General features: G+C 64.3%; 23 protein-coding genes. 12 read left to right on the top strand and 11 right to left on the bottom strand.

Features of this window, described 5'->3' with window-relative positions; translation table 11 throughout:
* Positions 1-8 precede the first annotated feature (8 nt).
* From BO1_RS04615 to BO1_RS04605, 3 genes are all read right to left on the bottom strand, one after another.
* Positions 9-1,634 (bottom strand): MFS transporter, encoded by a 1,626-nt coding sequence (locus BO1_RS04615; protein ID WP_028216557.1) that lies wholly within the window; start codon positions 1,632-1,634, stop codon positions 9-11.
* 493 nt (positions 1,635-2,127) lie between these two features.
* Positions 2,128-2,697, bottom strand: a complete 570-nt coding sequence (gene mug / locus BO1_RS04610; RefSeq protein ID WP_043283769.1) for a G/U mismatch-specific DNA glycosylase — start codon at positions 2,695-2,697, stop codon at positions 2,128-2,130.
* 10 nt (positions 2,698-2,707) lie between these two features.
* Positions 2,708-3,673, bottom strand: a complete 966-nt coding sequence (locus BO1_RS04605) for a GlxA family transcriptional regulator (RefSeq protein WP_028216555.1) — start codon at positions 3,671-3,673, stop codon at positions 2,708-2,710.
* Between the two features lie 444 nt (positions 3,674-4,117).
* Here BO1_RS04605 and BO1_RS04600 point away from each other — a divergent pair, with 444 nt between their 5' ends.
* The 4 genes from BO1_RS04600 (at position 4,118) to BO1_RS04585 (ending at position 8,362) form a co-directional block, all read left to right on the top strand.
* Positions 4,118-7,021 (top strand): 2-oxoglutarate dehydrogenase E1 component, encoded by a 2,904-nt coding sequence (locus tag BO1_RS04600; RefSeq protein ID WP_043283767.1) that lies wholly within the window; start codon positions 4,118-4,120, stop codon positions 7,019-7,021.
* 6 nt (positions 7,022-7,027) lie between these two features.
* Positions 7,028-7,639 (top strand): GlxA family transcriptional regulator, encoded by a 612-nt coding sequence (locus tag BO1_RS49645; protein WP_043283765.1) that lies wholly within the window; start codon positions 7,028-7,030, stop codon positions 7,637-7,639.
* Positions 7,636-7,935, top strand: a complete 300-nt coding sequence (locus BO1_RS04590; RefSeq protein ID WP_028216553.1) for an ArsR/SmtB family transcription factor — start codon at positions 7,636-7,638, stop codon at positions 7,933-7,935. Before BO1_RS49645 ends, BO1_RS04590 begins: the two co-directional genes overlap by 4 nt.
* A 196-nt stretch (positions 7,936-8,131) precedes the next feature.
* Positions 8,132-8,362, top strand: a complete 231-nt coding sequence (locus BO1_RS04585) for a tautomerase family protein (protein ID WP_028216552.1) — start codon at positions 8,132-8,134, stop codon at positions 8,360-8,362.
* 4 nt (positions 8,363-8,366) lie between these two features.
* Here the strand turns inward: BO1_RS04585 and BO1_RS49640 are convergent, their stop codons facing one another.
* Positions 8,367-9,389 (bottom strand): AraC family transcriptional regulator, encoded by a 1,023-nt coding sequence (locus tag BO1_RS49640; protein WP_043283763.1) that lies wholly within the window; start codon positions 9,387-9,389, stop codon positions 8,367-8,369.
* A 143-nt stretch (positions 9,390-9,532) separates the two neighbouring features.
* Here BO1_RS49640 and BO1_RS04575 point away from each other — a divergent pair, with 143 nt between their 5' ends.
* From BO1_RS04575 to phaZ, 4 genes are all read left to right on the top strand, one after another.
* Positions 9,533-11,218, top strand: coding sequence for an acyl-CoA synthetase (locus BO1_RS04575; protein ID WP_028216551.1), 1,686 nt, complete (start codon positions 9,533-9,535; stop codon positions 11,216-11,218).
* Between the two features lie 13 nt (positions 11,219-11,231).
* Entirely contained in the window at positions 11,232-11,999 is a 768-nt protein-coding gene (locus BO1_RS04570; RefSeq protein WP_028216550.1) for a 3-hydroxyacyl-CoA dehydrogenase, read from the top strand.
* Positions 12,000-12,055: 56 nt separating this feature from the next.
* Positions 12,056-13,243 carry an acetyl-CoA C-acyltransferase gene (locus BO1_RS04565; protein WP_028216549.1) on the top strand — a complete coding sequence of 396 codons (1,188 nt, stop codon included), beginning with the start codon at positions 12,056-12,058 and terminating at the stop codon, positions 13,241-13,243.
* Positions 13,244-13,605: 362 nt separating this feature from the next.
* On the top strand, positions 13,606-14,916 hold the full coding sequence (gene phaZ / locus BO1_RS49630) for a polyhydroxyalkanoate depolymerase (RefSeq protein ID WP_043283760.1): 1,311 nt from the start codon (positions 13,606-13,608) through the stop codon (positions 14,914-14,916).
* Positions 14,917-14,958: 42 nt separating this feature from the next.
* On the opposite strand, the gene BO1_RS04555 is transcribed toward phaZ, so the two are convergent.
* The 7 genes from BO1_RS04555 to BO1_RS49615 all read right to left on the bottom strand — a co-directional run bounded on the left by BO1_RS04555 (position 14,959) and on the right by BO1_RS49615 (position 20,848).
* Positions 14,959-15,258, bottom strand: coding sequence for a GYD domain-containing protein (locus tag BO1_RS04555; protein ID WP_028216548.1), 300 nt, complete (start codon positions 15,256-15,258; stop codon positions 14,959-14,961).
* 182 nt (positions 15,259-15,440) lie between these two features.
* Entirely contained in the window at positions 15,441-15,824 is a 384-nt protein-coding gene (locus tag BO1_RS04550) for a hypothetical protein (protein ID WP_028216547.1), read from the bottom strand.
* A 65-nt stretch (positions 15,825-15,889) separates the two neighbouring features.
* Positions 15,890-17,179: an MFS transporter gene (locus BO1_RS49625; protein WP_043283758.1), complete on the bottom strand. Its 1,290-nt coding sequence runs from the start codon at positions 17,177-17,179 to the stop codon at positions 15,890-15,892.
* Positions 17,180-17,239: 60 nt separating this feature from the next.
* A complete protein-coding gene (locus BO1_RS49620) occupies positions 17,240-18,337 on the bottom strand; it encodes an alginate lyase family protein (RefSeq protein WP_052409352.1) in 1,098 nt (365 codons plus the stop codon).
* A gap of 64 nt (positions 18,338-18,401) precedes the next feature.
* The gene (locus BO1_RS04535; protein ID WP_043283757.1) at positions 18,402-19,244 is read right to left on the bottom strand and encodes an NAD-dependent epimerase/dehydratase family protein; all 843 of its coding nucleotides are present in this window, start codon (positions 19,242-19,244) and stop codon (positions 18,402-18,404) included.
* Positions 19,241-20,029: an HpcH/HpaI aldolase family protein gene (locus BO1_RS04530; protein ID WP_028216545.1), complete on the bottom strand. Its 789-nt coding sequence runs from the start codon at positions 20,027-20,029 to the stop codon at positions 19,241-19,243. The genes BO1_RS04535 and BO1_RS04530 overlap by 4 nt, the downstream gene beginning before the upstream one ends.
* Before the next feature lie 66 nt (positions 20,030-20,095).
* Positions 20,096-20,848 carry an SDR family NAD(P)-dependent oxidoreductase gene (locus tag BO1_RS49615; protein ID WP_043283755.1) on the bottom strand — a complete coding sequence of 251 codons (753 nt, stop codon included), beginning with the start codon at positions 20,846-20,848 and terminating at the stop codon, positions 20,096-20,098.
* Between the two features lie 266 nt (positions 20,849-21,114).
* On the opposite strand from BO1_RS49615, the gene BO1_RS04520 reads away from it, so the two are divergent.
* The 4 genes from BO1_RS04520 to BO1_RS49605 all read left to right on the top strand — a co-directional run bounded on the left by BO1_RS04520 (position 21,115) and on the right by BO1_RS49605 (position 26,534).
* A complete protein-coding gene (locus BO1_RS04520) occupies positions 21,115-22,026 on the top strand; it encodes an aldose epimerase family protein (protein ID WP_028216544.1) in 912 nt (303 codons plus the stop codon).
* Between the two features lie 415 nt (positions 22,027-22,441).
* The gene (locus tag BO1_RS04515) at positions 22,442-23,638 is read left to right on the top strand and encodes a porin (protein WP_028216543.1); all 1,197 of its coding nucleotides are present in this window, start codon (positions 22,442-22,444) and stop codon (positions 23,636-23,638) included.
* 108 nt (positions 23,639-23,746) lie between these two features.
* A complete protein-coding gene (locus tag BO1_RS49610; protein ID WP_043283754.1) occupies positions 23,747-24,589 on the top strand; it encodes a sugar phosphate isomerase/epimerase family protein in 843 nt (280 codons plus the stop codon).
* 247 nt (positions 24,590-24,836) lie between these two features.
* Positions 24,837-26,534, top strand: coding sequence for a sodium:solute symporter family transporter (locus tag BO1_RS49605; protein WP_281179145.1), 1,698 nt, complete (start codon positions 24,837-24,839; stop codon positions 26,532-26,534).
* The last annotated feature ends 66 nt before the right edge of the window (positions 26,535-26,600 follow it).

Below are 26,600 nucleotides of genomic sequence, written 5' to 3'. Positions count from 1 at the left end.
AACATTCCTCACTTCGAAGAGGGCGGCGTCGTGCTCCACGGCGGATAGATACGCACCGGCAGCACAGGGACCAGGAGAAGCAGAGCGATGGCAACGCATGCCAGCACGCGATAGAGATCGGCGGAAGTCAGTACGACGGCCTGCTCGTGAATGCGATGCGCGAGTTGAGCCAGACCGTCGGACGTGTCGAGGCCCGGGCTCGTCATCGGCGCGCGGTTTCCCAATTGGTCCACGAGCATGCTCGAATGGAAATGCTCGCGCGCGGTGCCCACACCCTCGATGAGACCCGTCGCAAGCGTTGCGGAGAAGGTCTTGAGCGTATTGAACATCGCCGATGCGAACGGGCCTTCCGTAGGCGGCAAACCGGTCGTGACACCCATGAGGATCGACATGATCACCAGAGGCTGCGCAACGATCTGCAGCGACTGCAGCACGTAGAAGTTGTCGCGAATCCACACGGACGTCATGAAGCTTCCCATGACGCACGTCGCGAACATCAGGGACAGCCCTGTCGCGATCACCCAGCGGTGATCGGCACGCCGCGTATTCAGGAACGCTGCCGTCAAAGGGAGCGTAATCAGCAACGGAACCGCAAGCAACAACGAGAGCGGCGCTGTCTGCAGCGGCCTGTAGCCGTGAACCCTGGCGAGAAACTGCCCGGGTATTGCCGCTACGCCCACCAGCAGTATCACGGTGCCGAGCAACGTCGAGAGTCCATGCGCGAAATTTCTGCGTGCCAGCAGCTGAAGCTTGAAAAACGGCACCGGCTGAAACCACTCGCTCGCGAGGAACACCACGAGCAGCAGCGCACCGCCGCCGAACATGACACGGATGAGCGCCGAATCGAACCAGTCGAGCCGGTCGCCTTGCAAAAGCCCGGTCACCAGCATGGCGAACGCGGGGAAGCCCGTAACGAACCCGATCCAGTTGAACGCGCGAAGCCGTTCGAGCTTGAGCGGATCGGCGGGAAGCCCCTGCTGAATCGCAATACAGCACAGCACGCCAAGCGGAATGATTTGCCAGAACGCCATGCGCCAGCTGACAAACTCCGTCCACAACGCGGCCAGCGGCGTGCCGAGCGCCGGCCCGAAGGTCGCCGTGAGCGCATAGCCGGCAAGCCCATACAGCTTGAACCTGGGCGGCAGATAGCGCAGCGCCACGATGATCAGCATCGGGGGCAGACAGCCACCCGCGACGCCCTGGAGCACGCGCAAGCTGTAGAGCGCCAGCAGATTCGGCGCAAACGGGCAAAGCAAGCCGAACAGCATCGTGGCGAGCACGGCGCCGATCGTGAACCGTTTCAGCGTAAACGTGATGCCGAACCACGGCGCAAACACCATCGTCGCGACGTTGGCGGCCTCGAAGAGCGCAGTCAGCCAGGTCCCGTCGTCATGTCCGATCAGGAACGCGCCCTGAATATCGGCCATCGCTGCGGCCGTGACCTGCTCGTTGAGGATGGCCAGCAATGAAGCGAACAACATGCCGGCCAGGCCCACCGCAATGCGAACGGTAAAGTCCGCGGGTGCGCTCGCAGCCCGAGCCGGCGCGGCTGCCTCGCCAACGGAGCTTTGATGCGGCAACTGCACGATCGTTGTCGCTTCCGTTTCAGTCGTCAAAGGGTTCGCAGTCGTCATGGGGATCGGTTGCCGTTGTTCAGTGAGGTATTGGAGCAGCGCGTAAAAAGCAAACGCACATTTAGTTAGCCATGCTTATTGATGATGATATTCCACGAAGGTGCGATTCAACCGCCTGCGTCCTCATCGAGACGATGAACATGCCGTTTGTTCGCCGCTAATCGTTGGTACTTGGTACGTGCTTTATTATCAGAGATGAGCCAGCTTGCTTGAAGTCTCCGCTGGTCTGCTTTTGGGCCATCCAGTGCGCGAATCTTGCCAGTCCGTCCGGTCATGATTTCGCCGTGCAGGTACGCTGCGTCCTGCCGCTTTCCTTCAGACCAATCAAGGGGCTACACGCGATGCCTGGGATCGCGCCGTATGGATTCAGGCGGGGTGCCAATCGCTATGGACACGGTTAACGCAGCTTTGCTAACGATAAAATATCGCCGGGCGCCGAACGGCTTTTACTTCTACTTTTACCCGGTGTTTGAGGGAGACTCGAATCAGGCAGTCAAGCTGCCGGGACACTCGAAGACTCAGCAGCGATACGAAGTTCGCGGTAGGCGCTCACCAATGCGTCGACGCTGAAAGAACGGTTCAGGCCGCTCGGATTCGGCAAGACCCATGCGCGCGCGCCCCCGAAAGGGTGGACTTGCAAACCCCATTGAATCTCGCGGTTGCCCGACATTTCGGATAGCGCCATCTTGCCGAGAAAGGCGACAAACCGCGGCGCGTAGTGTTGAATTTTCAGCTCGAACTGCGCCGCAGCGGCTTGAATTTCGGCGCTCGACAACTCGTCCGCGCGTGCCGTCGGGCGTGAAACAGCCGCGGTCAGACCATAGCCATGTTGCAGTAGTTGATGGCCGTTCTCAGGGCGAAACTCCTCCTGCGTAAAACCAGCGCGATGGAGAACTCGCCAGAACCGATTGCCTCTGCCAGCGAAATGATGCCCCGTGGACGCCGCACGCATGCCGGGATTGATTCCGCAAAAGAGTACCGATAACCCTGGCGCGATGATGTCGGGGAGGCATTGAACAGGATTGCCGAGCGACGCGGACGGCGCGCCCGGCAACGCCGTCATGGCTTCGTTGCTACGCACTGGCCTCCCCCCGGAATCGCAGACGATATTGTTGTGGCGTCACGTTCAGGCGCCGCGAAAACGTCGTGCGCATATGCGTCGCGCTGTGAAAGCCACAATTGAATGCGACCGTCTTGAGCGGCGCGTCCGTGTCCTCCAGCAGTTTCCTAGCCGTGTCGACGCGAACCTGCTCGACGAATACGGAGGGCGTCAACTTCGCATGCTTCGCGAATACGCGGGACAAGGTGCGCCGGCTCACAGCAGCCGCGCTCGCAAGCGCCTCTATCGAGAGCGTCTCGGTAATGTGCTCGCTCACGTATCGATACACCTTGCTGAGTATCGGGTCCTCGTCCTTGCCCGCGCCGATATAAGGGCTGTACTGAGATTGCCCGCCTTCGCGCTGGATATAGACCACCAGACGCTTCGCAACCCGAACCGCCAGTTCATGTCCCCAGTCTTCCGCAACCAGCGACAAACACAGATCGATACCGGCGGTCACGCCCGCCGACGTAAATAGCCGCCCGTCGCGAACGAAGATCCGGTCTGGCTGCACATTGGCGTGCGGGAATTCATTGGACAGGCGACTGGCATCGGACCAGTGCGTCGTCACTTCCTTGCCATCGAGAAGCCCCGCATGCGCGAGCACGAATGCACCGTTGCAAACGGAGCCAAAGCGGCTGGCGCGGCGTGCCTGATCTTGCAGCCACGCCACGAACTCATGCGACGGACGGGCATCGGGCAACTGCGGCCCGCCAGCTACCAGGAGCAGGTCCCATTGCACATCGCGATCGGCATAGCCAAGCGAAACCGCCAACTGCATGCCGTTCGAGCAGCTTACGGTGCCCGCCTCGCGACCCACGAGCGTCACCTCGTAGCGCTGATGCTCGGGGAGGAACGTATTCGCCTCGGCAAACACGTCGAGTGGGCCTGCAACATCGAGCGCCTGCACACCATCGAAAACAACAATGGCGACTTTCATGCCGTGACCTTCACCAGGGGTAGCCATGTTTCCTCGCACTGCCGGCGGACGCCTGATCGACACCAGACCACTCGACGCGCCGTGCTCCAGCGAAGACCGTGGCGCAGCTTACCGCAGCATCGATAGCCAATGCCGTCTGTCCCCGTAAAAAGTATTGTGCCTCCGTGTAACAAATCGCAGGGCAAACCCTGCATGGCGCGTGTCATGGGCACAACGGCGCGCGTGGCCCAAAACGTCCACTAATTGGCAGATTGCGGCACCACGCGCGCATTTCTCCCGCGCAGCCCCTTCACTAGACTGTGTTCACGCTTGCGGCTGGGGATAGAACCCGGACGCATCGGAAGATTTCCCGCTCAGGACGGCGACCGTGACGCGCGCCGGGTGCAGAGTGCACCGTGGGCGGACAGGCAGGCGTTATCGCCGTCATTCCACGTGTTGCGGCCGATGCCGGGCCGCGCACCGACCAGAGGCAAATTCATCATGTTGAAGGAACGTCAGACCTCTTTCCTGTTCGGGGGCAACGCCCCCTACATTGAAGAGCAATATGAACTCTACCTGGCTGACCCGGACGCGGTCACCAGTGAGTGGCGGGCGTGGTTCGATGCCCTGCGCGAAACGCCTGCCATCGATGGCAGCAATCGTGACGACGAGCCGCACACACCCGTCATTTCCAGCTTTGTCGAGCTTGCGAAACGACCGCCGCGCGCAGTCGTCGCGGGCAATGGCGGCCATGCGGGCGACGACCACGGCCTTGCACTGGCGAGAAAGCAGGTAGCGGTGCAATCGCTCATTGCCGCGTTCCGGACGATCGGCACGCGCGCGGCCGATCTCGATCCGCTGAGCTGGACTCCGCCGCGTGCCTTCGCCGAATTGGCGCCCGCCTACCATGGTTTGTCGGGCGCGGACATGGCGACGAAATTCAGCACTGCCGACACATTCCTTTTCGACGACGACGCGACACTGCAAGCGCTCGTCACGGCGCTCGAGCAAACCTACACAGGCACGCTCGGCGCCGAATTCATGCACCTTACCGATGCGGAGCAGCGGCGCTGGTGGCAAATGCGGCTCGAATCCACACGCGCAAAGCCATCGCTTCAGGACGCGGAAAAGCGCAGGATCCTGGAGCGCTTGAGCGCTGCGGAAGGCCTCGAGAAATACCTTCACGCACGCTATGTCGGGCAGAAGCGCTTCTCGCTCGAAGGCGCGGAATCGTTGATCGTGCTGCTCGACGAAATCGTCCGCTACGGCGCTTCGAAGAAGGTGCGCACAGTGGTGATGGGCATGGCACACCGCGGGCGCCTGAACGTCCTCGTGAACATCGTGGGCAAGCCACTGCGCGCACTGTTCGATGAATTCGACGGCAAGGATGCCGAAAGACTGCCGGAAGGCGACGTCAAATACCACAAGGGCTTTACGAGCTCGGTCGAGACCGCCGATGGGCCGGTCGAAGTGATGCTCGCGTTCAATCCATCCCATCTGGAAATCGTGAACCCGGTTGTGCAAGGCATGGCGCGCGCCAAAGGCGAACTGCTGGGTAGCGCAGACGGCGTCGAGGTTCTGCCGGTCGAGATTCACGGCGACGCGGCGATGAGCGGACAAGGTGTCGTGATGGAAACCTTGAGCCTCACCTACACGCGCGGGCACGGCACGGGCGGCACGGTTCACATCGTCGTCAACAATCAGATCGGGTTCACGACTTCCGATCCACGCGACACGCGTTCATCGTTCTATGCCACGGATGTCGCCAAGATGATCGAGGCGCCCATCCTGCACGTCAATGGCGACGACCCCGAAGCCGTCGCGATGGCCGTGCGCCTCGCCCTCGATTACCGCACCGCGTTCAAACGGAGCGTGGTCGTCGACCTCGTCTGCTTCCGCAAATATGGGCACCAGGAACAGGACACGCCGGGCATCACGCAGCCGCTGATGTACCGCTCGATCGCGAGCCATCCCGGCGTGCGGACGATCTACTCGCAGAAGCTGATTCAACAAGGCGTGTTGACACCGGAAGATGCGCAGCGCTACGTCAGCGCGCACCGCGACCTCCTCGAGCACGCGCAGCAAAGCGCCGGCTCGGATCCCTCCTCTGCACCCGCGGAGACAGACGAGCATGCCCTGCCGGCCGAGACCGCAAGCCCGGCGCCCTACCGCGCGCCTTTGGCCGAAACGCTGCGCGGCCTCGCGCATCAGATCTCGAACGTTCCGGAGGGTTTTGCGCTTCATCCGCTCGTCAAGAAAATGATCAACGGCCGCCAGGAAATGGCCGCTGGAAAACGGCCGCTCGATTGGGGCATGGGCGAACATCTGGCGTTCGCCTCGTTGCTCCAGGCAGGGGTCAGCGTTCGATTGAGCGGGCAGGATAGCGCGCGGGGGACATTCAATCATCGCCACGCCGTTTTGCACGATCAGACACGGGAGCGCCGCCCGGATGGCGTCTTTGTTCCGCTCGATCATTTGAGCGATGCGACGGGCAAAGCGACGGGCCAACCGCAAGGCCGGTTCAGCGTGACGAATAGCATCCTCTCCGAAGCGGCGGTGCTCGCTTTCGAGTACGGCTATACGACGGTGGATCGCCATGCCCTGGTGATCTGGGAAGCGCAGTTCGGCGACTTTGCAAACGGCGCGCAGGTGGTGATCGATCAGTTCATTGCGGCGGGCGCCGCAAAGTGGGGGCAACGCAGCGGCCTGACGCTGTTCCTCCCGCACGGGCAGGAAGGCGCGGGACCCGAGCACGCCTCGGCCAGGCTCGAACGCTATCTGCAACTGAGCGCGCAGGAGAACATGCGGGTCACCCAGCCGACTACGCCCGCCCAGCTATTCCATTTGCTACGGATGCAGGCGCTCGCGGCCGAGCGCCGCCCGCTTGTCGTCATGACGCCAAAGTCGCTGTTGCGGCACCCGGAAGCGGTGAGCACGTTCGACGAATTGAGCGAGGGCGAATTCCACGAAGTTCTGCCCGACACGCAGTTCGAAGCGTCGCGCGCGGCCAGCGTCGAGCGCGTCATCGTGACCACGGGCAAGGTGTACTTCGACTTGCTGGAGCGCCGTCGCATGAGCGCGGCCGACACGCCCATCATCCGTCTCGAGCAACTCTATCCGTTTCCCGCAAGACCGCTTGCCGCCGCACTCGCGCGCTATCCCAACCTGAAGACCGTCGTCTGGTGTCAGGAGGAGTCGCGCAACCAGGGGGCATGGAGCTTCGTCGAACCGCTGCTACGCGACAGTCTGCCGTCCAGCGCGAAGCTGCGCTACGCCGGGCCGGACGCCTCTGCGTCCACAGCGCCGGGCTACCATTCGGCGCATAGGGCGAGGCAAACCGCGCTGGTAGACCAGGCGTTCACGGAGTGACGGCGCATGCGTGTCGCGATGATGCTCTATGCAGGGTTCCAACTGCTCGAGGTGAGCGGTCCGATGGATGTGTTTCATGAAGCCAATCGTCTGTACGGCGGCGCGTTTTATGAACCGCATCTCGTGGGGACATCACCTGGGCCCGTGCTGGCTTCCAACGGCACCGCGGTGGCCACGACAGCATGCTTGTCCGAAACGAGCGCGCCGTTCGACATTGTCGTGGTGCCCGGGTCTCCGGTCGTGGCTTCGCCCGGCGACCATGGTGAACTCGCAGGCTGGCTGAGCGACACCGGACCCAGCGCGCGAAGGCTCGCCTGCATCTCCAACGGTGCCTTTCTGCTCGCGCGTGCCGGCCTTGCCGACCGTCGCTGGCTGAGCACCCATTGGCGCGACGCGCATCGCCTCGCGGCCGAACATCCGCTCGTGCACGTCGTGTCCATGCCTGGCTGCCTGAAGGACGGCAACCTCTACTCGTCGGGCGGAGCAAGTGCCGGCATCCCTCTGGCCCTGTCGCTCGTGCGGGAAGACCTTGGAGAAAGTCTTGTGGGAATGATCGCGAAAACGTTGCTGATGCAGCCGGATTCGCGCAATGGGCAAAGCGCGCGAGGAACGCCATGATCAACGCGAATCTGATTCACAAGGCACTCGCGAATCCGCTTCGGCGCGACATCCTGGCGTGGTTGAAGGCTCCAATGGTGGCCTTTCCTGAGGGCTATGTCGATCTTGGGCGCGGCGTGCCCGCGCAGGCAATACAGGCACGCAGCGGCCTCTCGCAGTCGACCGTATCGGCACACATTGCCGTACTGGTGGAGGCGGGACTTCTCGTTTCGACGCGAGTCGGCCAATGGATGTTTCTTTCTCGCAACGAAGAAGTGATACGTACGTTCTCCGAACAGATTTGCCTGCATTTATAGACGAATCGCGCGTGCCATGGCCGCGCGCCACTGCGCCCAACTTATTCCCGTGAGTCACAACTGTTTGTCCGCGTCTTGTATGCAAAGCGGGGCCACGGGTGCGTACATTAATCAAGCCACATCGCCGGCCATTGAAGCAGTGTGGAGCGCCGGTCACCGGCGCTCTTTCCCGTCACCATAATCGAGGATAAGCAACATGCCGATCGTCACAATTCAGGTCACACGCGAAGGTACACGGCCCGGAGCGGATTCCGTCACATCGGAAGAAAAGGCCCAGCTCATCAAGGGTGTGAGCCAACTATTGCTCGACGTACTGAACAAACCGTTGGAGGCCACCTTCGTGGTCATCGAAGAAGTGCCGACGGAAAACTGGGGATGGGGTGGCTTGCCTACCGACGTCTATCGGAAACAGAAGGGACTCAAGTAAGCAACTATTGCGGGAGACGGGCGCCGCGCGCAGGCCCTGCTTCGCGCAGATCGCGGCGAAACGCGCCCGGGCTCGCACCCGTCCATTTACGAAAGGCGCGATGAAACGCGCTCGGCTCCGTGAAGCCCAGCTCGATGGCAATCTCGGCCACGCTGAGGCTGCCCTCGCGCAGCAATGACTGGGCACGCGCGCTTCGCATCTCGTCCTTGATGGCGGCAAAGCTCTGTCCTTCGCTGCGCAGGCGGCGGCGCAACGTTGCCGGTGTCGTGCACAACTGCCGGGCCAGTGTGTCGAAGTCCGGCCAGCTTGCGGCGGGCACCGTCTTCAACTGGCTGCGGATTTTCGCCACCCATCCGGCGTCGTGACGATAGCGCACGAGCAAATTGCCGGGGGCCCCGCGCAGGAAGACCTTCAGCGCCTGTTCGGAGCGGATCGTGGGCAGATCGAGCCAGGCGGCATCGAAGGCGATGCGGCACTGCGGCTGGTCGAAATGAACCGGCACGCCAAAGAACTGCTGGTAATCGGCGCGCTGCTCGGGGCACGGGCAAGCGAAATCGACGCGTTGCAGCGCGATGCGCCGGCCCGTCAACCAGCAGGCCAGGCCCAGCACGATCAGCGAGTACGTCCGGTATGCGAAGGCCGGGTAAAAAGCCGACGCGCCAGTCAGCACGATCTGCGCCTGGCCGTCCGCGACGATCAGTTCGCCATTTGGCTCGTCCAGCACCACGCGCAGGAATCGCAGCGCACGGCGCAACGCCCTGGCGAGCGTGCCCGCGTGCAGCACCGCGTGACACAGCAGCGCGAAACTACCCTGCCGCATCGGGTGCGCGGACAAGCCGAAGAATTCGTCGTCGGTCGCTTTGGCGATCGCGAGCCAGAGCCGGCCGTATTCCTGCGCGGTCACGCCCTCGCGCACCTCGGCAGGCAGCCCCGCCGCCTGCAATACCGGCTCCGGCGCGAACCCTTGCCGGCGCAGGCAGGCCAGCGCGTCCTCCACAAAACCCGGCGAAATTGTCTGCCGCTCCACGTGAGCGCCTCCTCGTATGGCAAAACCAATCAAAATTCTAGAGTTCCTTTGTCATTGATTGCAATGTTTGAGCTGCCTACCATCGAGGACAAATCCGCCGCGCCCATTCGCATGCAGGCGGACATGCCAACGAGGAGACAGCCATGCCAGCCGGAGCCAACCCCCGGTCGATACCGGCTTACGAAGAGGCCGTAGCCAGGTTCCGCATCGAAACGGAAGCCGCCCATTTGCAAGGCGATCTCGAGCGCGGGCTGAACGCGTGCGTCGAATGCTGCGACCGCCATGCAGCCGACGATGCAACGGCGCTCGACTGGTTCGACGTCAACGGCCAGCATCACCGCTACAGCTTCGCGCAGATGCGCGCGCTTTCGGCGCGCGTCGCCCACCTGCTGGTCGCGCAAGGCGTGAAACCCGGCGACGTGGTGGCCGGCCTGCTGCCGCGCACGCCCGAGCTCGTCGCGACGATACTCGGCACTTGGCGCGCGGGAGCGGTCTATCAACCGCTGTTCACCGCGTTCGGACCCAAGGCGATCGAGCATCGGCTGCGCATGAGCGAGGCGAAGCTCGTCGTCACCAACAGCGCCAACCGCGGCAAGCTCGCCGAGGTCGCCGGCTGCCCGCCAGTGGCCACGGTGCGCGAGCCCGGCCAGCCGCTGGCCGAAGGCGACATCGACTGGCGCGCCGCGCTCGACGCGCAGTCCGAGGCGTTCGAGCCGGTCATGCGCCAGGGCACGGACCTGTTCATGATGATGTCCACGTCGGGCACGACGGGACTGCCCAAGGGCGTGCCGGTGCCGCTGCGGGCCTTGCTGGCGTTCGGCGCCTACATGCGCGACGCCGTCGATCTGCGCCCCGAAGACCGCTTCTGGAACATCGCCGATCCGGGCTGGGCCTATGGGCTCTACTACGCGATCACCGGGCCGCTGCTGCTCGGCCACGCCACCACGCTCTACGAAGGCAGCTTCAGCGTCGAAAGCACCTACGACCTGATCGAGCGCTTCGGCATCACCAGCCTCGCCGGCTCGCCCACCGCGTACCGGCTGCTGATGGCGGCCGGCAGCGACGCCGCCGCGCGCATCAAGGGCAAGCTGCGCGTCGTCAGCAGCGCGGGCGAGCCGCTGAATCCCGAGGTCGTGCGCTGGTTCGACGCGGCACTCGCCGCGCCGATCCGCGACCAGTACGGCCAGACCGAGCTCGGCATGGTGGTGAACAACCATCACGGCCTCGCGCATCCGGTCCAGCCCGGTTCCGCGGGCTTTGCCCTGCCCGGCTACCGCGTCGCCGTGCTCGACGACGCGGACCACGAACTCACCCCGAACCAGCCCGGCCAGCTCGCGATCGACATCGCCCGCTCGCCGCTGCTCTGGTTCACGGGCTACTGGCGTCAGGACACGCCAGCCATCGCGGGCGGCTACTACCGCACGGGCGACAACGTCGAACTGGAGCCCGACGGCAGCATCAGCTTCATCGGCCGCGCGGACGACGTCATCACGTCATCGGGTTACCGCATCGGCCCATTCGACGTGGAAAGCGCGCTGATCGAGCATCCGGCCGTGTGCGAGGCGGCGGTCGTGGGCGTGCCCGATCCCGAGCGCACCGAGATCGTCAAGGCTTTCGTGGTGCTCTCGCCAGCTCGCGAAGCCAGCCCCGCGCTGGCCGAGGAACTGTGCCAGCACGTCAAGCGGCGGCTCTCCGCGCACGCCTATCCGCGCGCGATCGAGTTCGTCGAGGCATTGCCAAAAACGCCGAGCGGCAAGATCCAGCGCTTCATGCTGCGCAAGATGGAAGCCGAAAAGGCGTCGAATAGAACGAATACATCGAATACTTGAACGGGTACAGCGAATGAATATCACCAATCGAGTCTTTGTCATCACCGGCGCCGGTTCGGGCCTCGGCGCCGCCGTGGCGCGCATGGTCGTGGCGCAGCAAGGCAAGGCCGTGCTGCTCGACGTCAACGCCGAAGCGGGCGCCGCGCTCGCGCGCGAGCTGGGCCCCTCGGCCCGCTTCCAGGCCGCCGACGTCACCAGCGAAACCGACGGGCAAGCCGCCATCGCCGCCGCGCTCGACGCGTTCGGGCGCATCGACGGCCTCGTCAACTGCGCGGGCGTCGCGCCCGGCGAGAAAGTGATCGGCCGCGAAGGACCGCATCGCCTCGCGAGCTTCGCGCGCGCGGTCTCGATCAACCTGATCGGCACCTTCAACATGATCCGGCTCGCAGCCGAAGCCATGCAGAAGCAGGACGCCGATGCCGAGGGCGAGCGCGGCGTGATCATCAACACCGCGTCTGTCGCCGCGTTCGATGGGCAGATCGGCCAGGCCGCGTACGCGGCTTCGAAGAGCGGCGTAGTCGGGCTCACGTTGCCGGTGGCGCGCGAGCTTGCGCGCTTCGGCATCCGCGTCGTGACCATCGCGCCGGGGATCTTCGCCACGCCGATGATGTCGGCGATGCCGCAGGACGTGCAGGATTCGCTCGGCAAGAGCGTGCCGTTTCCGTCGCGTCTCGGGCGGCCCGAGGAATTCGCGGCGCTGGTGCGTCATATCGCCGAGAACACGATGTTGAACGGCGAAGTGATTCGCCTCGATGGCGCGCTGCGCATGGCGCCGCGTTGAGCGCGCCGACGCAGGGAAAAACCGCGGAAACTGGGCAAACAGGAGGAACAGGAACCATGACGACATACGATCCGATAGTCATCGTTGGGGCGGCGCGCACGCCGATGGGCGGCTTTCAGGGCGACCTGGCCGCAGTGAGCGCGAGCGAACTGGGCGCCGTGTCGATTCGCGCCGCGCTCGAGCGCGCCGGCGTGGCGGCGGAGCAGATCGACGAGGTCCTCTTCGGCTGCGTGCTGCCGGCGGGCCAGGGTCAGGCGCCGGCGCGGCAAGCGGCGCTGAAGGCGGGGCTGCCGTTCCCGGCGGGCGCCACGACGATCAACAAGATGTGCGGCTCGGGCATGAAGGCCGCGATGCTGGCGCACGATCTGCTGCTCGCGGGCGCGGGCAACGTGATGGTCGCGGGCGGCATGGAGAGCATGACGCAGGCCCCGTATCTGCTGCCCAAGGCGCGCGGCGGCATGCGCATGGGTCACGGCCAGGTGCTCGACCACATGTTCCTCGACGGGCTCGAGGATGCCTATGACAAAGGCCGGCTGATGGGCACCTTCGCCGAGGATTGCGCGCAGGCATTCCAGTTCACGCGCGAGTCCCAGGACGCATTCGCGATCGCTTCGCTCACGCGCGCGCAACACGCGATTGCGAGCGGTGGCTTCAAGGACGAGATCGCGCCTGTCACCGTGCGCGCGGGCAAAACCGAAACGCTGGCCGCCATCGACGAACAGCCCGGCAAGGCCAGGCTCGACAAGATCGCGACGCTCAAGCCGGCGTTCCGCGAGGGCGGCACGGTCACGGCGGCGAATTCGTCGTCGATTTCGGACGGCGCGGCGGCGCTCGTGCTGATGCGCCGCTCGGAGGCCGAGCGGCGCGGCCTGAAGCCGATGGCCGTGATCGTCGGGCACGCGACCCATGCCGACAAGCCGAGCCTCTTTCCCACCGCCCCGATCGGCGCGATGCGCAAGCTCGCGGAGAAGACCGGCTGGACCCTGCGCGACGTCGACCTCTTCGAGATCAACGAAGCGTTCGCGGTGGTCGCGATGGCGGCCATGCGCGAGCTCGACCTGCCGCACGAGAAAGTCAACGTGAATGGCGGCGCATGCGCGCTCGGGCATCCGATCGGCGCTTCGGGCGCACGCATCATCGTGACGCTGATACACGCATTGCATGCGCGCGGGCTCAAACGCGGCATGGCGAGCCTCTGTATCGGCGGTGGCGAAGCCACTGCCCTCGCGATCGAAGCGGTTTGAGCGGGTTCGCATCACATGTGTCGTGATCGCCACGTTGCGATCCCAGAGCTTGTCGAGGAAGATCGGCGCGCTCGCGCCATGCACGCCGATGTTCGCAATCGTGCCGACCGGAGCCGCCTGCGGTATGACCAGGAATTACGGCGTGCTAGTCTGAACTCATTGCGACGCGCACAGCGTGGCCGAACGCGGCACGCTGTGCGACGGCGTGAATCAGGCGCCGGGGCTGCTTCGAAAAGGCGGACGTGTGAAACGCGCCCGCTCGCGAGGCCGTGCCCCGGGCGTGCGCGCACCATGCTTGCGCGCACGCGCTTTTCACCGGTGGCGCGGGCAGCCAACGCCGCACCTGTCCCTCGAGGTCCACGATGTGGTACGCCCTGGTCGAACAACAGCGTCAATGGCTGCGCGCGTGGCGCGCGGCGGCGCAGTACACGGGCCATGCTTGCGCGGCATGGCCCGCGTCAACGCTGGCCTGCGCCGCGGCGTCCTGCTACGCCGACCTGTACGAACCGCTGCTCGGCCTCGCGTCCGAGCCGCCGCCGTTCGCACTTGAGGCCATCGCGCTCGATGGGCGCCGCTGCAAAGTCGAGGAACGCGTTTTCGCGCATACGCCGTTCTGCGACCTGCGCCGCTTTTCCCGCCCCAACGCCACGCGCGCTGTGTTGCTGTGCACGCCGCTTGCCGGCCATGCGGCCGTGATGATGCGCGAGACGGTCGAGGCGCTGCTCGCCGACGGCGACGTCTATCTCACGGACTGGATCAACGCGCGCGAGGTGCCGCTCGACGCGGGGCGCTTTGGCCTCGACGAATATGTGGCGATGCTCGACGGCTTCATCGCTTCGCTCGCGCAGGACGGCCGGCCGCTGCACATCGTGGCCGTCTGCCAGTCCACGTTTCCCGCGCTCGGGGCGCTCGCGCTGCGCGCGCAGCGCTCGCTCGCGCCGCCCGCGAGCGTCACGCTGATCGGCGGCCCGCTCGATGCACGCGTCAATCCGAGCACGCTCGGTCTCGCCGCCGCAACGCATTCGCTCGACTGGTGCCGCCGCCATCTGATCGACACCGTGCCGCCCGGCTTCGCGGGGCATGGCCGGCGGGTGTTTCCGACCTGGCTGCAGCAGGCCGAGATCGCGATCGTCTACCCGCATCGCTACGTGTCGCTGATCGAGCGCTACGCGCAAGCGAACTCGCGCGGCGACGCCAACGCGCTCGCCGCTGCGCGCCGCGCATTGCTCGAGTACACCGCGCTGCTCGACATGCCCGGCGAGTACTTCCTCGACACCGTGGATATCGTGTTCCAGCGCGCCCTGCTCGCGAACGGCACTTGGCGCGTAGGGGCATTGAGCGGAGCAAGCGGCAGCGGCACGCTCGTCGAGCCGGCTGCGCTGCGCGATAGCGTGCTGCTGACCGTGGAAGGCACGCGCGATGCCGTCACCGGCGCCGGACAGACGCATGCGGCTCAGGAGATGTGCAGCGGCATCGCGGCGGAAGGACGGCAGCGCCTCGACGTGGACGACTGCGATCATTACGGCCTGTTTACGGGCGAGCGCTGGCGCGACGACGTGCATCCCGTGTTGCAGGCGACGTTCGCCCTGGGCGAAGCTGGCCGCACACGCAGTTCGAGCCGGTCACGCGGGGCGAGCGGGCGCGCCGCCCGCGCTCACGTTTCAAGTACGTAATCGCCCGGCGCCGCGCCGAGCCCCGCCTCCGGCTCGCACACCTCAGCTCATCGCCGCAATGATCGTGTGGAAGTCCTTGCGCGGGATCGCCGGCCAGACCTCGGAGTGGGACCGCCCCAAGGTTCGCATCAAGGCTGACACGCGCATCGCTGTCTGCAGGTCGGGAGCCGAAAATATATCGAGGAAATCGTATTGTCCGAGCATTGCATAGCTGTGCTTCCATTCGACGCCGGGGCACGCGCGCGCGATCCGCTCGAGCGCACGTTCCTCGTGGGCCTCCGCGTTCGCGGGAGACCGGAGCGCCTCCGGCGAAAGGCGTGTCATCAGAATGAACTCGGGCATGATCGTTTCTCGACAGGAAAGGGCCACAGATCGCCGCATGAGGCACAACCCACGGAAAGGAAGGCCGGTGCGGCGGCGCGCAAGTCAAGCGTAGGTGACGCAAATACGCGATTCAAGCGGCGCGTGACCTCGATCCACTGAGCCCCCTCATTCCCGCAAGGCATGGCGTGCGTCCGCCTTTGCTACACCGTCAAGCCCTGTGGCTTGCCTCCGCTCGATTTGATATACCGCTCTCCCGGCACATACTCGCGGAACACGCCGCATTGCCAGGGGCCGGCGTATCCGCTTTCGGCAATCGCCGCGCGAAGCGCGTCATGAATGACCTGCGCCATCGCCTCCTCCATCTCAGGCCGGCGCGCTACGGTGGTCCTCATCGTGGCGATCACGAACTGTTCGTCCGCGTCCCCCCCGGACAAGGCCGCGTCCAGCACCACGACGCGACTCCTGATCGCCGCAACCGGCGCGTAGCCCCGCTCGTGAAAGCGGTCGTGGATCGTGCGCAGCAAAGCGGGAAAATCGACTGCATTGGCCATGGCCTTCGTTGCCTCGAATACGATATGCGGCATGGCACCTCCTTGATTCGTTATCCTCTATATATCACGGGCCGCTCACCGGCTTTTCGGTCCGTGCCTCAGGCCCGCGCTTCCTCGCAGGCTGCCCCGGACGCAGCGGTGTTCGACGGCCTGACGAGTGTCCACAAGAGCGTCGCGCCAATCAGGTCGCCCAGCCCAAGCGCCACAAAGAACGGCGTGTAGCCTATCCGGCTCACGAACCAGCCCATGGTCATCGTGAAGCAGAAATTGCCGATCCCGGCCACTAACGAAGCGAGCCCCGTGACGGTGCCGACTTCGCGGCGGGGAAACAGGTCGGCCGACATCGAGATCACCGTAATCGACAGCGTCTGGTGCGCGAAGCCGCCGAGGCACAGCAGGGCGACCGCCGTCGCCGGATTGCTCACGAGCCCTACTCCAGTCATGCCGATCATCAGGACGGCAGCCATCGAGAAGACCATGCGCTTGCCGTTGACAATGGGAATGTCGAAGCGGCGCTTGAACCATGCCGAAAGCGGACCGCCGACCATGCACCCCAGATCGGCGGCGACGAAAGGCAGCCATGCCGTCAGCGCAATCGCCTTCAGGTCGAAGCCGCGCGCCTGGTAGAGGTAGAGCGGCATCCAGTAGACGAGCGTGCTCCACACCGGGTCGGCGAAGGAACGCGGCAGCGCGATGCCCCAGAAGTTGCGCTGCCGGAGTATCTCGAGCACCTTCGGCGCCGGTCCGTCGGCCATGCTCCGGCCCGGTTCCTGAGTGACGCCGATGTAGGCCGCCTCGGCCTGCGACAGTGCCTTGTGGCGGTTGGGATGGCGGTAGAGCGCGAGCCACAGGAGGGCCCACACGAGTCCGATGCAGCCCACGATCATGAACGCCGTCTGCCAGCTGTAGTGCAGGATCGACCAGGCGATCAGCGGCGGCGCGAGGATCGCGCCCGTCGAGGTGCCGAGATTGAAGACCCCGGCGGCCGTTCCGCGCTCGTGGGGCGGAAACCAGTAGGCCGCCGCCCGCATGCCGCCGGGAATGAAGGACGCCTCCACGAGGCCCAGCAGGCCGCGCAGCACGAACAGGCCAACCCAGCCCTGCACGAAGCCATGGGCCATGCAGATGAACGACCATGCCACCCCGCACAGCAGAAAACCCATCCGCAGGCCGATGCGGTCCATCAGGTAGCCCGTGAGAGGCGCGCCGATGGGGTACATCACGAGGAACGCCCCCGTAATCCAGCCATACTCGTGCGTGGAAATATGCAGGTGTTGCAGCACGGTCGGGGCGGCCACGCTCAACGAACTCCGCGCGAGGTAGTTGGTGATCGTGCCGAGCGTCAGCAGACCGATCATCCACCAGCGCAGCCCTCTTACCTTGATCATCACCTTGTCTCCTTGTGTGTCTGCTTTTTTGCGTAGTTATCGCTTCGATCTCATGCCGCCTCAGACAAAGAGCGCGCGAACCACGGGTTGCGGGTCGAGCGCGGCGGCAACGGGCGTGAAGTGCGGATCGAGACGAGCGGCAATCGCGTACAGGCCGGACGCCTCCTCGCGTTGCCACCCTCCCGAATAGCCCTCGACGTGCGCAGCCGCCCGCCGGGCGTCGAAGCGCACCGTGCTGTGCACGAACTCCTCGTGCGCCCGCTCGCCTTTCGCATAGGGTGCCAGCCAGCCCAGCGCGGCGGCAAGGCGCCCCTGAATCTGCGGCGCGCCATACCAGTCCTGCCCGTGCGCCGCCGCCATCGACGCCGCCAGCATCAGCGGTTCGAGGTCGTACACGACATAGTGGATCGCATCGCGCTGGCCAAAGTCATAGGTCAGGCCGCCCGCGTCGATGTTGCGCGCCACGTGGGCGAAAAAGGCTTCGCGCGCGGCCGAAATCAGCGCGGCATCTCCGGCGAGGAACGCGCCGGCCGTCGCGAGCTTGACGCGGTGGCTCTGCCAGTTGTTCAAGCCGGTGCTCGGGTCGCCCACGCGCCGCTCGCCCAGGTAGCCCCGCGCCATCTCGCAGCCAAGTGCGCGTGCCTTTTCGATCGTCGCAGCGGGCAGGCGTGAGCGCACGAAGTCGAAGCCGAATAGCAGATCGACGAGATCCGCCTCGTCGATCGGATTCGAAGACGATACGTAATGGGGTATCCATGCCTCGATATACGTTTCGGCCTTCGCCGCGTAGGCGTCTTCGCCCGTCACGCACCATGCGAGCCCCTGCAGCAAGGTCTGGCGCCAGTCCTCCTGGGCCTGCACGCTCGCGTCGCGGTCCTGCTCGTGCGGCAGCAGGCCCTGGGTGTGCACGACGGCGCGCGGATGCGGCACGCGCTCAATGCTGGCATCGGCTTGCGCCCTGAGCGCCGCAGCCAGCGGCGCCGGCACGCGGCGGCGAATCTGGGCGGCGCGTGCCGGCGACGAGAGCACGAAGCTCGCCTGCGCGCCCTGCGCGCGCGCACGGCCAGACGGTGCGAACGCGCCGCAGGCACACAACGCGGCGAGCGCCCCCAGGAAGCGGCGACGCGGCATCCGCTTTTCGGACTCGCGGGCCGTCATGGCGCACCTGCGAATTCGGGTTCGGGCAACCCCGTCGCGCCGGGACACCCGCTCGCGACGCCGCTCACGACCGGGGCTCCATCGGCCCCGCCAGCACGAACGGTCCGCCCTGGTAGCGCTGCGTCGGGTCGTCGAAGTCGGGGTCCGGCGCACCGGGTGGGAACTGCGGCTCGAACTCCAGCGAACTGTCCTGCGGCCGGAAACCCAGGAACGCCGCCTTCGTGTTGTCCACCCATTTGATCCGGTTATCCGACACGCCATACACGATCGCGTGCCCCACCCGGTTCGTGAACAGCGCGCAGCGCACCAGCTCGATGAAATCGCGGTAGCTCAGATACGTCACGAGCATGCGCGCATTCCTCGGTGCCTCGAACGACGAGCCGATGCGCAGGCACACCGTCTCCAGCCCGAAGCGGTCGAAGTAGTAGCGCGACAGCGCCTCGCCGAAGCATTTCGTCACGCCGTACAGGCAGTCGGGGCGCAGCGGCGCCTCCACGTCCAGCACCGAGGTCACCGGATGGAAACCCACCGCGTGATTGGAGCTGGCGTAGATCACGCGCCGCACGCCGTGATGCCGCGCGGCCGAGTAGAGGTTGTAGAGACCGCGGATGTTGCTCTCGAGCAGCGCGTCGAACGGCGCCTCCACCGAAATGCCGCCCAGGTGGATGACGGCATCCACGCCTTCGAGCAGCGCGTGCACCGCGGCGCGGTCCGCCAGATCGACCACGGCGGCTTCCTCGTGAGGCGCCAGCTCGCCCAGCGGCGCGATATCGCTCACGCGCACGACGTCGGCCCATGCGGCCAGTGCGCCGCGCAGCTGACGCCCGAGATTGCCTGCCGCCCCGGTCAGCAGCAGCCGTCGAAACGGCCGCACGGACGAAGCGGGCTTGCTGTTGATATCGCTCATGCTGATTCTTTGCGGGAGTGGGAAGAGTCGGAACGGCCCTGCTTCAGCGCAGACTCGCTGCCGCTGCGCAGGATGCCGATGTCGGTCGCCAGGGCGACGTAGTCGAAGCCGTCGCGCAGGTACGCCGCCGACAACAGCGGATCGGTCATCAGGATGCCGATCGGTTTGCCGCAGCGATGGGCCCGGCCGAGTGCGTCGACAATGGCCGCCTGCACATCGGGATGCCGAAAGTCGCCGAGATGACCGAGCGCGGCGGCAAGATCGGACGGCCCGATGAACAAGCCGTCCACGCCGTCCACGGCCGCGATCGCCTCCAGATTGGCCAGCGCCTGCGCGGTTTCCAGTTGCACGAGCAGACAGACCTCGTCGTTGGCGCCGTGCAGATAGTCCGAGTCGCGGCCATAACGGTTGGCGCGCGTCGCCGCCGACACGCCGCGTATGCCGGCCGGCGGATAACGCATCGCCGATGCCGCCCGCCGTGCTTCGTCCGGCGTGTTGACCATCGGCACCAGCAGCGTCTGGGCGCCGATGTCGAGCAGCCGCTTGATCAGGACCGGATCGTTCGTGGCGGGCCGCACGACCGCGCTCATGAGCGATTGCGCGGCGCTGCGCAACTGCTCCTGCACCATCGGCACTTCGTTGGCGGCATGCTCCGTGTCGATCATGATCCAGTCATAGTCCGACTGGGTCAGCACTTCCACGACGTTACCCGATGCGAGCATGCTCCAGATACCGAGCTGCTGACTGCGGGCAATCAACCGTCTCTTGAACAGGTTGCGCTGCATAACTGGCTCCCTTGCAGGATCAAAAATTGTGGCGGACGCCGAAGGCCTCGCGGGTTGCCGTCGGCCTCAGACTGCGGTGCGCAGTTGCGCAAGCAGACCGCCGTCGACGGGCAATACGTGTCCTGTGATGAACGATGCGCAGTCCGAGGCGAGGAACAGCACCGGACCCGCGGCTTCATCGGGTGTACCGTGCCGCGGCAGAGGCAAGCCGCGCGCAGCAGCCGGATCGACCGCCCTCGTATGCGAGTGCGGAATCTGTGCAGGGGCGATCGCGTTCACGCGGATCCCGTAGTGTCCGAAATCGGTCGCGAGGCATCGGGTAAGCGCATCGATACCGCCCTTGCTCACGTCGTAAATGGCATTGTTGCGATGCGCACGCTGGGCGCCGGGCGACGACACGTTTACGATCACGCCCTTGTGCTCGCGCGCCACCCAGCCCCGGATCGCGTCGAGGCTTAGCGCCCAGGTCGCGCGCAGGTTGACGTCGAGAATCCGGTCGAAGTCGTCCAGGCTCGTTTCGAGCGAAGGCGTCCTGGTCTGGGTCAGTCCGGCGTTGTTGATGAGGATGTCGAGTCCGCCGCGCTGCTCTGCACAGCGAACGATGTCCTGCCGGTGCACGGCATCGGCGAGGTCGCCTGCGACGGTCTCGCACCGCTCGCCCAGCTCCGCCGCCAACGCCTCCAGCGCGTCGGCGCGCCGGCCCGTTGCAATCACATGGGCGCCGGCACGATGAAAGGCTCGGGCGATCTCCACGCCAATGGCGCCGCTTGCGCCCGTCACCACCACGACCTTGTTGCCGAAATTAAATTGAGTCTGCATCGTTGTGCCAGTTGAGTTCGCGTAGGAGCTACACTGATTGGAAAACGTTTTTCATTGGCAACTTTAGGTACTTCGCGCACTAAAGTCAAACGTTTTCCTTCACACTCACTCCAGGGAATACCCGTAAAACGCGGCCGATTCTAGCCAAACGACGGGAAAAACAACGTTTACCTGGCCTCCGCTATTCACTATCATTGGAAACCGTTATCCTTTCACTCAGCCCAAGCGTGTGACTGAAGTTGATGACGAACCCGACCATTGCCTGAATGCGAAACTCCCTCCTGTCGCCGCACCACGATCGAGACGGCATCGTCACGCTCCGGCGCGGCAGCCTCGAAGCCCAACTGCACCCCGCGCTGGGCGCGCGGCTGGGCCGCCTGCGGCGGGCCGACGGCCCGCATGCGCCGTTCGATTACATCGTGCCGCTCGAAGCGCACGGCTTCGACCTGAATCGCTGGCAGCGGGCGGGTTGCTTTCCGATGCTGCCGTTCACGAACAAATTCCCGCGTAATACGCTCGCCTGGACGGACGCGAACGTGTGCGTCGGAGAACCGGACGGTCCCGCCTGGCTGCATGGCTGGGGCCTGCGCTCGGCATGGTCGGTCGAGCGCGTGTCGGACCACCATTGCACCCTCGCGCGTGCGTTTGCCGCGACGCGCGCCTGGCCGTGGACCTGGCGCGCGCATCTGGCCGTCGATCTCGACACCCTTGACGGCATCACGCTGACCCTCGTCGTGGTGAACGAGTCCGAACGCCCCATGCCACTGGGACTGGGCTTTCATCCGTACTTTCCGATCCACGGCGCGGCGCGTGCCACGGTGCAGGCAACGGCGATATGGCGGCCCGACGCCGCCAGCGACGGATTGCCGGCCCGGCACGAACCGCTCGATAGCCCGATTCACCTCGACCTGCAACGCAGCGCATTGCCCGGCGATACCTTCTCGTGGTTCTGCGAAACCGGCGCGGGCGCGCACGCCGTGATCGACTACCCCGAAGCCGGCCGCCGCATCACGCTGACGAGTCCACAGGCGAGCCAACTGGTCATGCATTTCCGGGCGGGCGAGGCGTATCTCTGCCTCGAACCGTGCACCCACCTCGCGGGCACCCTCGATCCGCTTCGCGATGCGGCCATGCCGCACACCCCGGTCGAATTCGCCATGCGCCTGCAGCTCGAATAAGGCCACCGCCCGGCTGCCGTAAAAAATGTTTTCTTGCATCGACTGGCAATCTTATGAAGTAAATCGTTTTTTAGACCCCTCCGCGGCCCCCGCCAGGCTGCTCCGCGCCACCGGCCAACCGCGCGTGCGCCGCGCCCATCCTGGCATCAACACCGTGTCCAGCACGGGTTTTCACTAACCACAAAAGCCAAGAAAACGATTGACTACCACGGACGATAAAACGATCATTGGAAAACGTTTTCCGCCAATGAAGCTGGGTTCCGCTCCAGCTCACGCGAGGCATACGACATCGAGTTGACCACCGGCTCGACGATGCCTTTAACGCGTGAGACGCCACCGCGAGCCATTCCGGGCGAATTCGTCGATAGCACGACCCGTCATTGATTCTTTTCCAACCTACTCAGGAAGAAGCTATATGAAGCTCAAGGCAATCAGGGGATGCCTGTTATGCACGGCAGGCCTTATTTCATCGGGTGCAATGGCTCAGTCAAGCGTCACACTCTATGGACTGCTTGATACCGGCATGGCTTATGTCAACAATCAAGGGGGCAAATCCAATCTGGAGATGGTGCAGGGCGTCAAGAATGGCAACCGGTGGGGATTGACGGGCAACGAAGACCTGGGCGGCGGCTATTCCACGATCTTTACCCTGGAGTCGGGCTTCAACAGCCTGACCGGTGCAGCAGGCGCCTCCAATTACATCTTCAATCGTCAGGCATTCGTCGGACTGAAGAACAGCCACTACGGCACCATCACCGTGGGCCGTCAATACACGCCGTGGTTCTACACGGTGGGCGCGCTGTCCGGCCTCGGAATCGGCACCCCGCTCACCGGCTGGACGGGGGCGCACCCAGGCGATATCGACGCCATGGATACCGGCCTGAGAATCAACAACTCCATCATGTATGAATCGCCCGACATGGCGGGGCTTTCGCTCAGGGCGATGTATGCGCTGGGGGGTATCGCCGGCAACGTCACTTCGGGCAGCGTGTTCAGTGCCGCCTTGATGTACAACCACGGCCCGTTTCAAGGCGCGATCGGTTTCAATGAGCTGAAAAATAGCGGCGTGAATATTACAAACAGCCCGACGCTAGGCAATTATTCGACCAGTGCAATCAACGGCGGATATCTGAGTGCAAATAGCGTCCGGATGTTTGGCGGCTCGGCTCGCTACAACCTCAACAAACTGATTCTTGGCGTGAGTGCGTCCAATGTCGCGTTCCTGCCGGGTGGCCAGTCATTGTTCAAGGACGAAGAGGTATTCAATACCGCAGCGGCGTTCGCGTCATACCAGACAGACTTCTGGGTTCTGGGCGCCGGCTTCGCCTACACGCATGCGAGCGAGGCAAACGGCATTAACGATTCCGCCACCTACAGGCAGTTTTCTATCGGCGAACTCTACTCCCTCTCGAAGCGCACGCGATTCTATGCCGTGCAGGCCTATCAGCTGGCTACCGGGAAGATCTTGTATGCGCCGCCGTCAAGCTCGGCCGTACCTGCAACGCCCATCATCGAAAATGCCGTGGCATCCGTCGGTGACGGCCAGAATGGCACGCCATCCAACGGACCCAAGCAGCTTGTGTTCGCGATTGGCATTCAACACACCTTTTAATACTCCGTCTTCCTCTTCAATTTTGGCGGGCCGTGCGGTACGCACGAGCGCAGGTGCGCGTGGCTACGCGCACCTGCGCTCATGCCTCAATGTTTTGGGAAACTCTTCATGGCAGAAACGGATTCGACCGGTCGCGAACCGGCGGCGCCCTTCAAGGGCAAACGGGCATTCTCGTCGCTCGGATGCGGGCACAACGAGCTACACGAGCTGGTGGCGCTTGCCGCGCGCCACAATATCCCGTGTGCCGAATTGCGCACGCTTGGTGGAACCGCGGACCTGCCTCGCTATCTCGCCGCAAGCTATGGCACTCCCGACCGGCTGGCCCGCTTCATGGCATCGGCGCCCTTGCGCGTCGTGAGCCTCGGCACTTCATTGCGCCTCGTCGGCAACACCGCGGAAAGCCGCAACGCCCTGCTGCAGTACGTCCCCTGGGCTGAGGCTTGCGGCGCGTCGACGCTACGTGTATTCGACGGCGGCACCACCGGCGATCGGGAAGAGATCGCGCAGGCGCGTGCGACGCTGGACTGGTGGCGCGAACGGCGCGACGGCGAAGGCTGGCAGGTCGATCTCGCGATCGAGACGCACGACGCTTTTGCCAACGAGGCACCGCTGCTGCGCCTCATTGAAGCCCTTCCCGATTGCCAGATCCTGTGGGATGCCCACCACACATGGCGCAAAGGGGGTGCCCACCCTGTCGATACCTGGCGGCTGATCCGCGAGCGGGTGCGCCACATTCACGTCAAGGACAGCGTCGGCGACCGGGAGGTCCCGGCCGGATATCGCTACGTTCTCCCAGGCGATGGCCAGTTTCCGATGCGCGAGCTCATGCAGGCGCTGTGCACGGACGGGTACGACGGCGTGCTGAGCCTCGAATGGGAACGCCATTGGCATCCGCAACTGCCGACTCTCGAAGAAGCGCTGAATGCAGCGCGACGACACGCGTGGTGGTAGGCGCCTCTGCTTGAAGCGCGTACTCGATAGTGGGTTTTCCGCACCGCATTGCCCAGTCGATCCGGGCGTGCGCGTCGATCACTAAAGGAAGCGGCCGGCATCGACGGCCATCCTTATAGATTATTCCGTAGGCGGACGCTTGTCGCTCCGGCCCACGGGCACGGAGACAATTCAAGTGAACTTCAATACAGCCGTAGTGGTGGGTTATTTTGTTTTGATCGGGATAATCAACTTTTCTTTCAGGCGCATGGCGTCCAAATCCAGCACAGACTACTTCCGCGGTGGTGGACGCATGCTCTGGTGGATGGTCGGAAGCTCGGCCTTCATGATCCAGTTTTCCGCATGGACGTTCACCGGGGCGGCCGGCGAGGCTTTCAGAAATGGCTTCCCCGCAGTTTATGTGTTCATCGGCAACGTGCTTGCGTTCCTGTTCGCCTGGGCGTTCTTCGCGAAGAAGTTTCGGCAGATGCGCGTCGATACCCCGACCGAAGCCGTACGCCGTCGTTTCGGCGAATCGTCGGAGCTGTTCTTCACATGGGCCATCATTCCGTTGTCGATCATTCAGGGCGGCGTGTGGCTCAATAGCTTGTCGGTCTTTTTCAGTGCCGTGATGGGCATCAAGCTGGGCACGACGCTGTGGATCACCGGACTCGCCGTCCTGTCCTTCTCGATGATCGGGGGCGCATGGGGCGTGGCGGCATCCGATTTCGTCCAGTCGATGGTGGTCGCCGTCATGTCCGTAGCCTGCGCGGCCGTTGCGCTGTTCAAGGTCGGCGGTGTCAGCGAAATCGTGCACAGGTTTCCGGGGAACTTCTTTTATGGCCCGGACACGCAATCTCCCATGTTGCTCACGGGCCTGTTTCTGTTTCTGATCGTCAAGCAGTTGCTGACCATCAACAACATGAAAGACTCGTATCGCTTTCTCGGGGCCAAGGATTCGTTCGACGCCAAGAAGGGCGCCCTGTTCGCATTCCTGCTGATGCTCGCGGGGGCAATGATCTGGATGATCCCGCCGTGGGCCTCGGCCATCCTCTTTCCGGACGCGGGTGTTGCCCACTCGGCACAACTCGGGAAAAAGGCCAGCGACGCGGTCTATCTGGTGTTCGCCGAGCGCGCGATGCCGCTGGGTACGGTGGGCTTGCTCATGGCGGGCCTCTTTTCCGCGACGATGGCGGCCGCCGATGGTGCGCTCAATCACAATGCCGGCATTTTCGTGCGGAGTTTCTATCAGCCGGTTATCCGTCGCGGCAAACAGGTCAGCGATCGCGAGGCACTCGTCGCGGGCAAGATCGTCAACGCGACCAATGGTCTGCTGATCATTCTCACCGCGCAGTTCTATTCGCAGCTCAACCAGATGAGCCTGTTCGATCTGATGATGCGCGTCAGCACGCTCGCACAGGTGCCGATCCTGGTGCCGCTGTTTCTCGGTGCGTTGATCCGCAAGGTGCCGGACTGGGCGTCCTGGGCCACGGTGGTATTCGGCCTCGTGGTGTCGTATTTCGTCAGCAATGTGGTGACGGCCCATGAGATCGCCGGCTATTTCCACATTGCACTGAGCGCCAGCGATCTGTCCAATGCGAATACGGTTCTGGCGATTGCCGCGCATGTATTCCTGACCGGCGGGTTCTTCTGTCTCACCATGCTGTTCTATCGGGAGCCGGAACCGAAGCGCCGCGAGCAACTGGACAGCTTCTACCACGATTTCGCGAAGGAAGTGGTGAGTGACGCATCGCAGTCGGAATTCGATCGCCTGCAGCGCCACAAGCTCGGCCGGATCACGCTGATGATGGGCGCGGGACTGTTCGCGATGCTGGCCATTCCGAATCCGCTGTGGGGGCGTCTGCTGTTCCTGTGCTGCGCACTGGCGATTCTTGCGCTGGGCGCACTGATGTGTCGCAGCGCGAATCCGGTGGCCGTGCCAGGCAACGAGCTGCAATCGTCCTGACACGACCTTGAACCCCATGCGCCAGCCGGCCAGTGTGCCGGCTGCGCTGAAACCGGGAGACTGACT

Source organism: Paraburkholderia oxyphila NBRC 105797 (assembly GCF_000685075.1).
In the GTDB taxonomy this organism is placed as follows: Bacteria; Pseudomonadota; Gammaproteobacteria; order Burkholderiales; family Burkholderiaceae; genus Paraburkholderia; species Paraburkholderia oxyphila.
Note: the sequence above shows the minus strand (reverse complement) of the source record. Positions and strands in the feature narration are given on the sequence as shown.

Bases quoted from the DNA above. Each gene is read 5' to 3' on its own strand.
- BO1_RS04585 (WP_028216552.1), top strand. From the start codon at position 8,132: ATGCCGATCGTCACAATTCAGGTCACACGCGAAGGTACACGGCCCGGA.
- BO1_RS04535 (WP_043283757.1), bottom strand. From the start codon at position 19,244: ATGAGCGATATCAACAGCAAGCCCGCTTCGTCCGTGCGGCCGTTTCGA.
- BO1_RS49625 (WP_043283758.1), bottom strand. From the start codon at position 17,179: ATGATCAAGGTAAGAGGGCTGCGCTGGTGGATGATCGGTCTGCTGACG.
- BO1_RS49610 (WP_043283754.1), top strand. From the start codon at position 23,747: ATGGCAGAAACGGATTCGACCGGTCGCGAACCGGCGGCGCCCTTCAAG.
- BO1_RS04550 (WP_028216547.1), bottom strand. From the start codon at position 15,824: ATGCCGCATATCGTATTCGAGGCAACGAAGGCCATGGCCAATGCAGTC.
- BO1_RS04575 (WP_028216551.1), top strand. From the start codon at position 9,533: ATGCCAGCCGGAGCCAACCCCCGGTCGATACCGGCTTACGAAGAGGCC.
- BO1_RS04570 (WP_028216550.1), top strand. From the start codon at position 11,232: ATGAATATCACCAATCGAGTCTTTGTCATCACCGGCGCCGGTTCGGGC.
- BO1_RS04600 (WP_043283767.1), top strand. From the start codon at position 4,118: ATGCCGGGCCGCGCACCGACCAGAGGCAAATTCATCATGTTGAAGGAA.
- BO1_RS49620 (WP_052409352.1), bottom strand. From the start codon at position 18,337: ATGACGGCCCGCGAGTCCGAAAAGCGGATGCCGCGTCGCCGCTTCCTG.
- phaZ (WP_043283760.1), top strand. From the start codon at position 13,606: ATGTGGTACGCCCTGGTCGAACAACAGCGTCAATGGCTGCGCGCGTGG.
- BO1_RS04555 (WP_028216548.1), bottom strand. From the start codon at position 15,258: ATGCCCGAGTTCATTCTGATGACACGCCTTTCGCCGGAGGCGCTCCGG.
- BO1_RS04565 (WP_028216549.1), top strand. From the start codon at position 12,056: ATGACGACATACGATCCGATAGTCATCGTTGGGGCGGCGCGCACGCCG.
- BO1_RS49605 (WP_281179145.1), top strand. From the start codon at position 24,837: ATGGCGTCCAAATCCAGCACAGACTACTTCCGCGGTGGTGGACGCATG.
- BO1_RS04520 (WP_028216544.1), top strand. From the start codon at position 21,115: ATGCGAAACTCCCTCCTGTCGCCGCACCACGATCGAGACGGCATCGTC.
- BO1_RS04515 (WP_028216543.1), top strand. From the start codon at position 22,442: ATGAAGCTCAAGGCAATCAGGGGATGCCTGTTATGCACGGCAGGCCTT.
- BO1_RS04530 (WP_028216545.1), bottom strand. From the start codon at position 20,029: ATGCAGCGCAACCTGTTCAAGAGACGGTTGATTGCCCGCAGTCAGCAG.
- mug (WP_043283769.1), bottom strand. From the start codon at position 2,697: ATGACGGCGTTGCCGGGCGCGCCGTCCGCGTCGCTCGGCAATCCTGTT.
- BO1_RS49615 (WP_043283755.1), bottom strand. From the start codon at position 20,848: ATGCAGACTCAATTTAATTTCGGCAACAAGGTCGTGGTGGTGACGGGC.
- BO1_RS04605 (WP_028216555.1), bottom strand. From the start codon at position 3,673: ATGAAAGTCGCCATTGTTGTTTTCGATGGTGTGCAGGCGCTCGATGTT.
- BO1_RS49645 (WP_043283765.1), top strand. From the start codon at position 7,028: ATGCGTGTCGCGATGATGCTCTATGCAGGGTTCCAACTGCTCGAGGTG.
- BO1_RS04590 (WP_028216553.1), top strand. From the start codon at position 7,636: ATGATCAACGCGAATCTGATTCACAAGGCACTCGCGAATCCGCTTCGG.
- BO1_RS04615 (WP_028216557.1), bottom strand. From the start codon at position 1,634: ATGACGACTGCGAACCCTTTGACGACTGAAACGGAAGCGACAACGATC.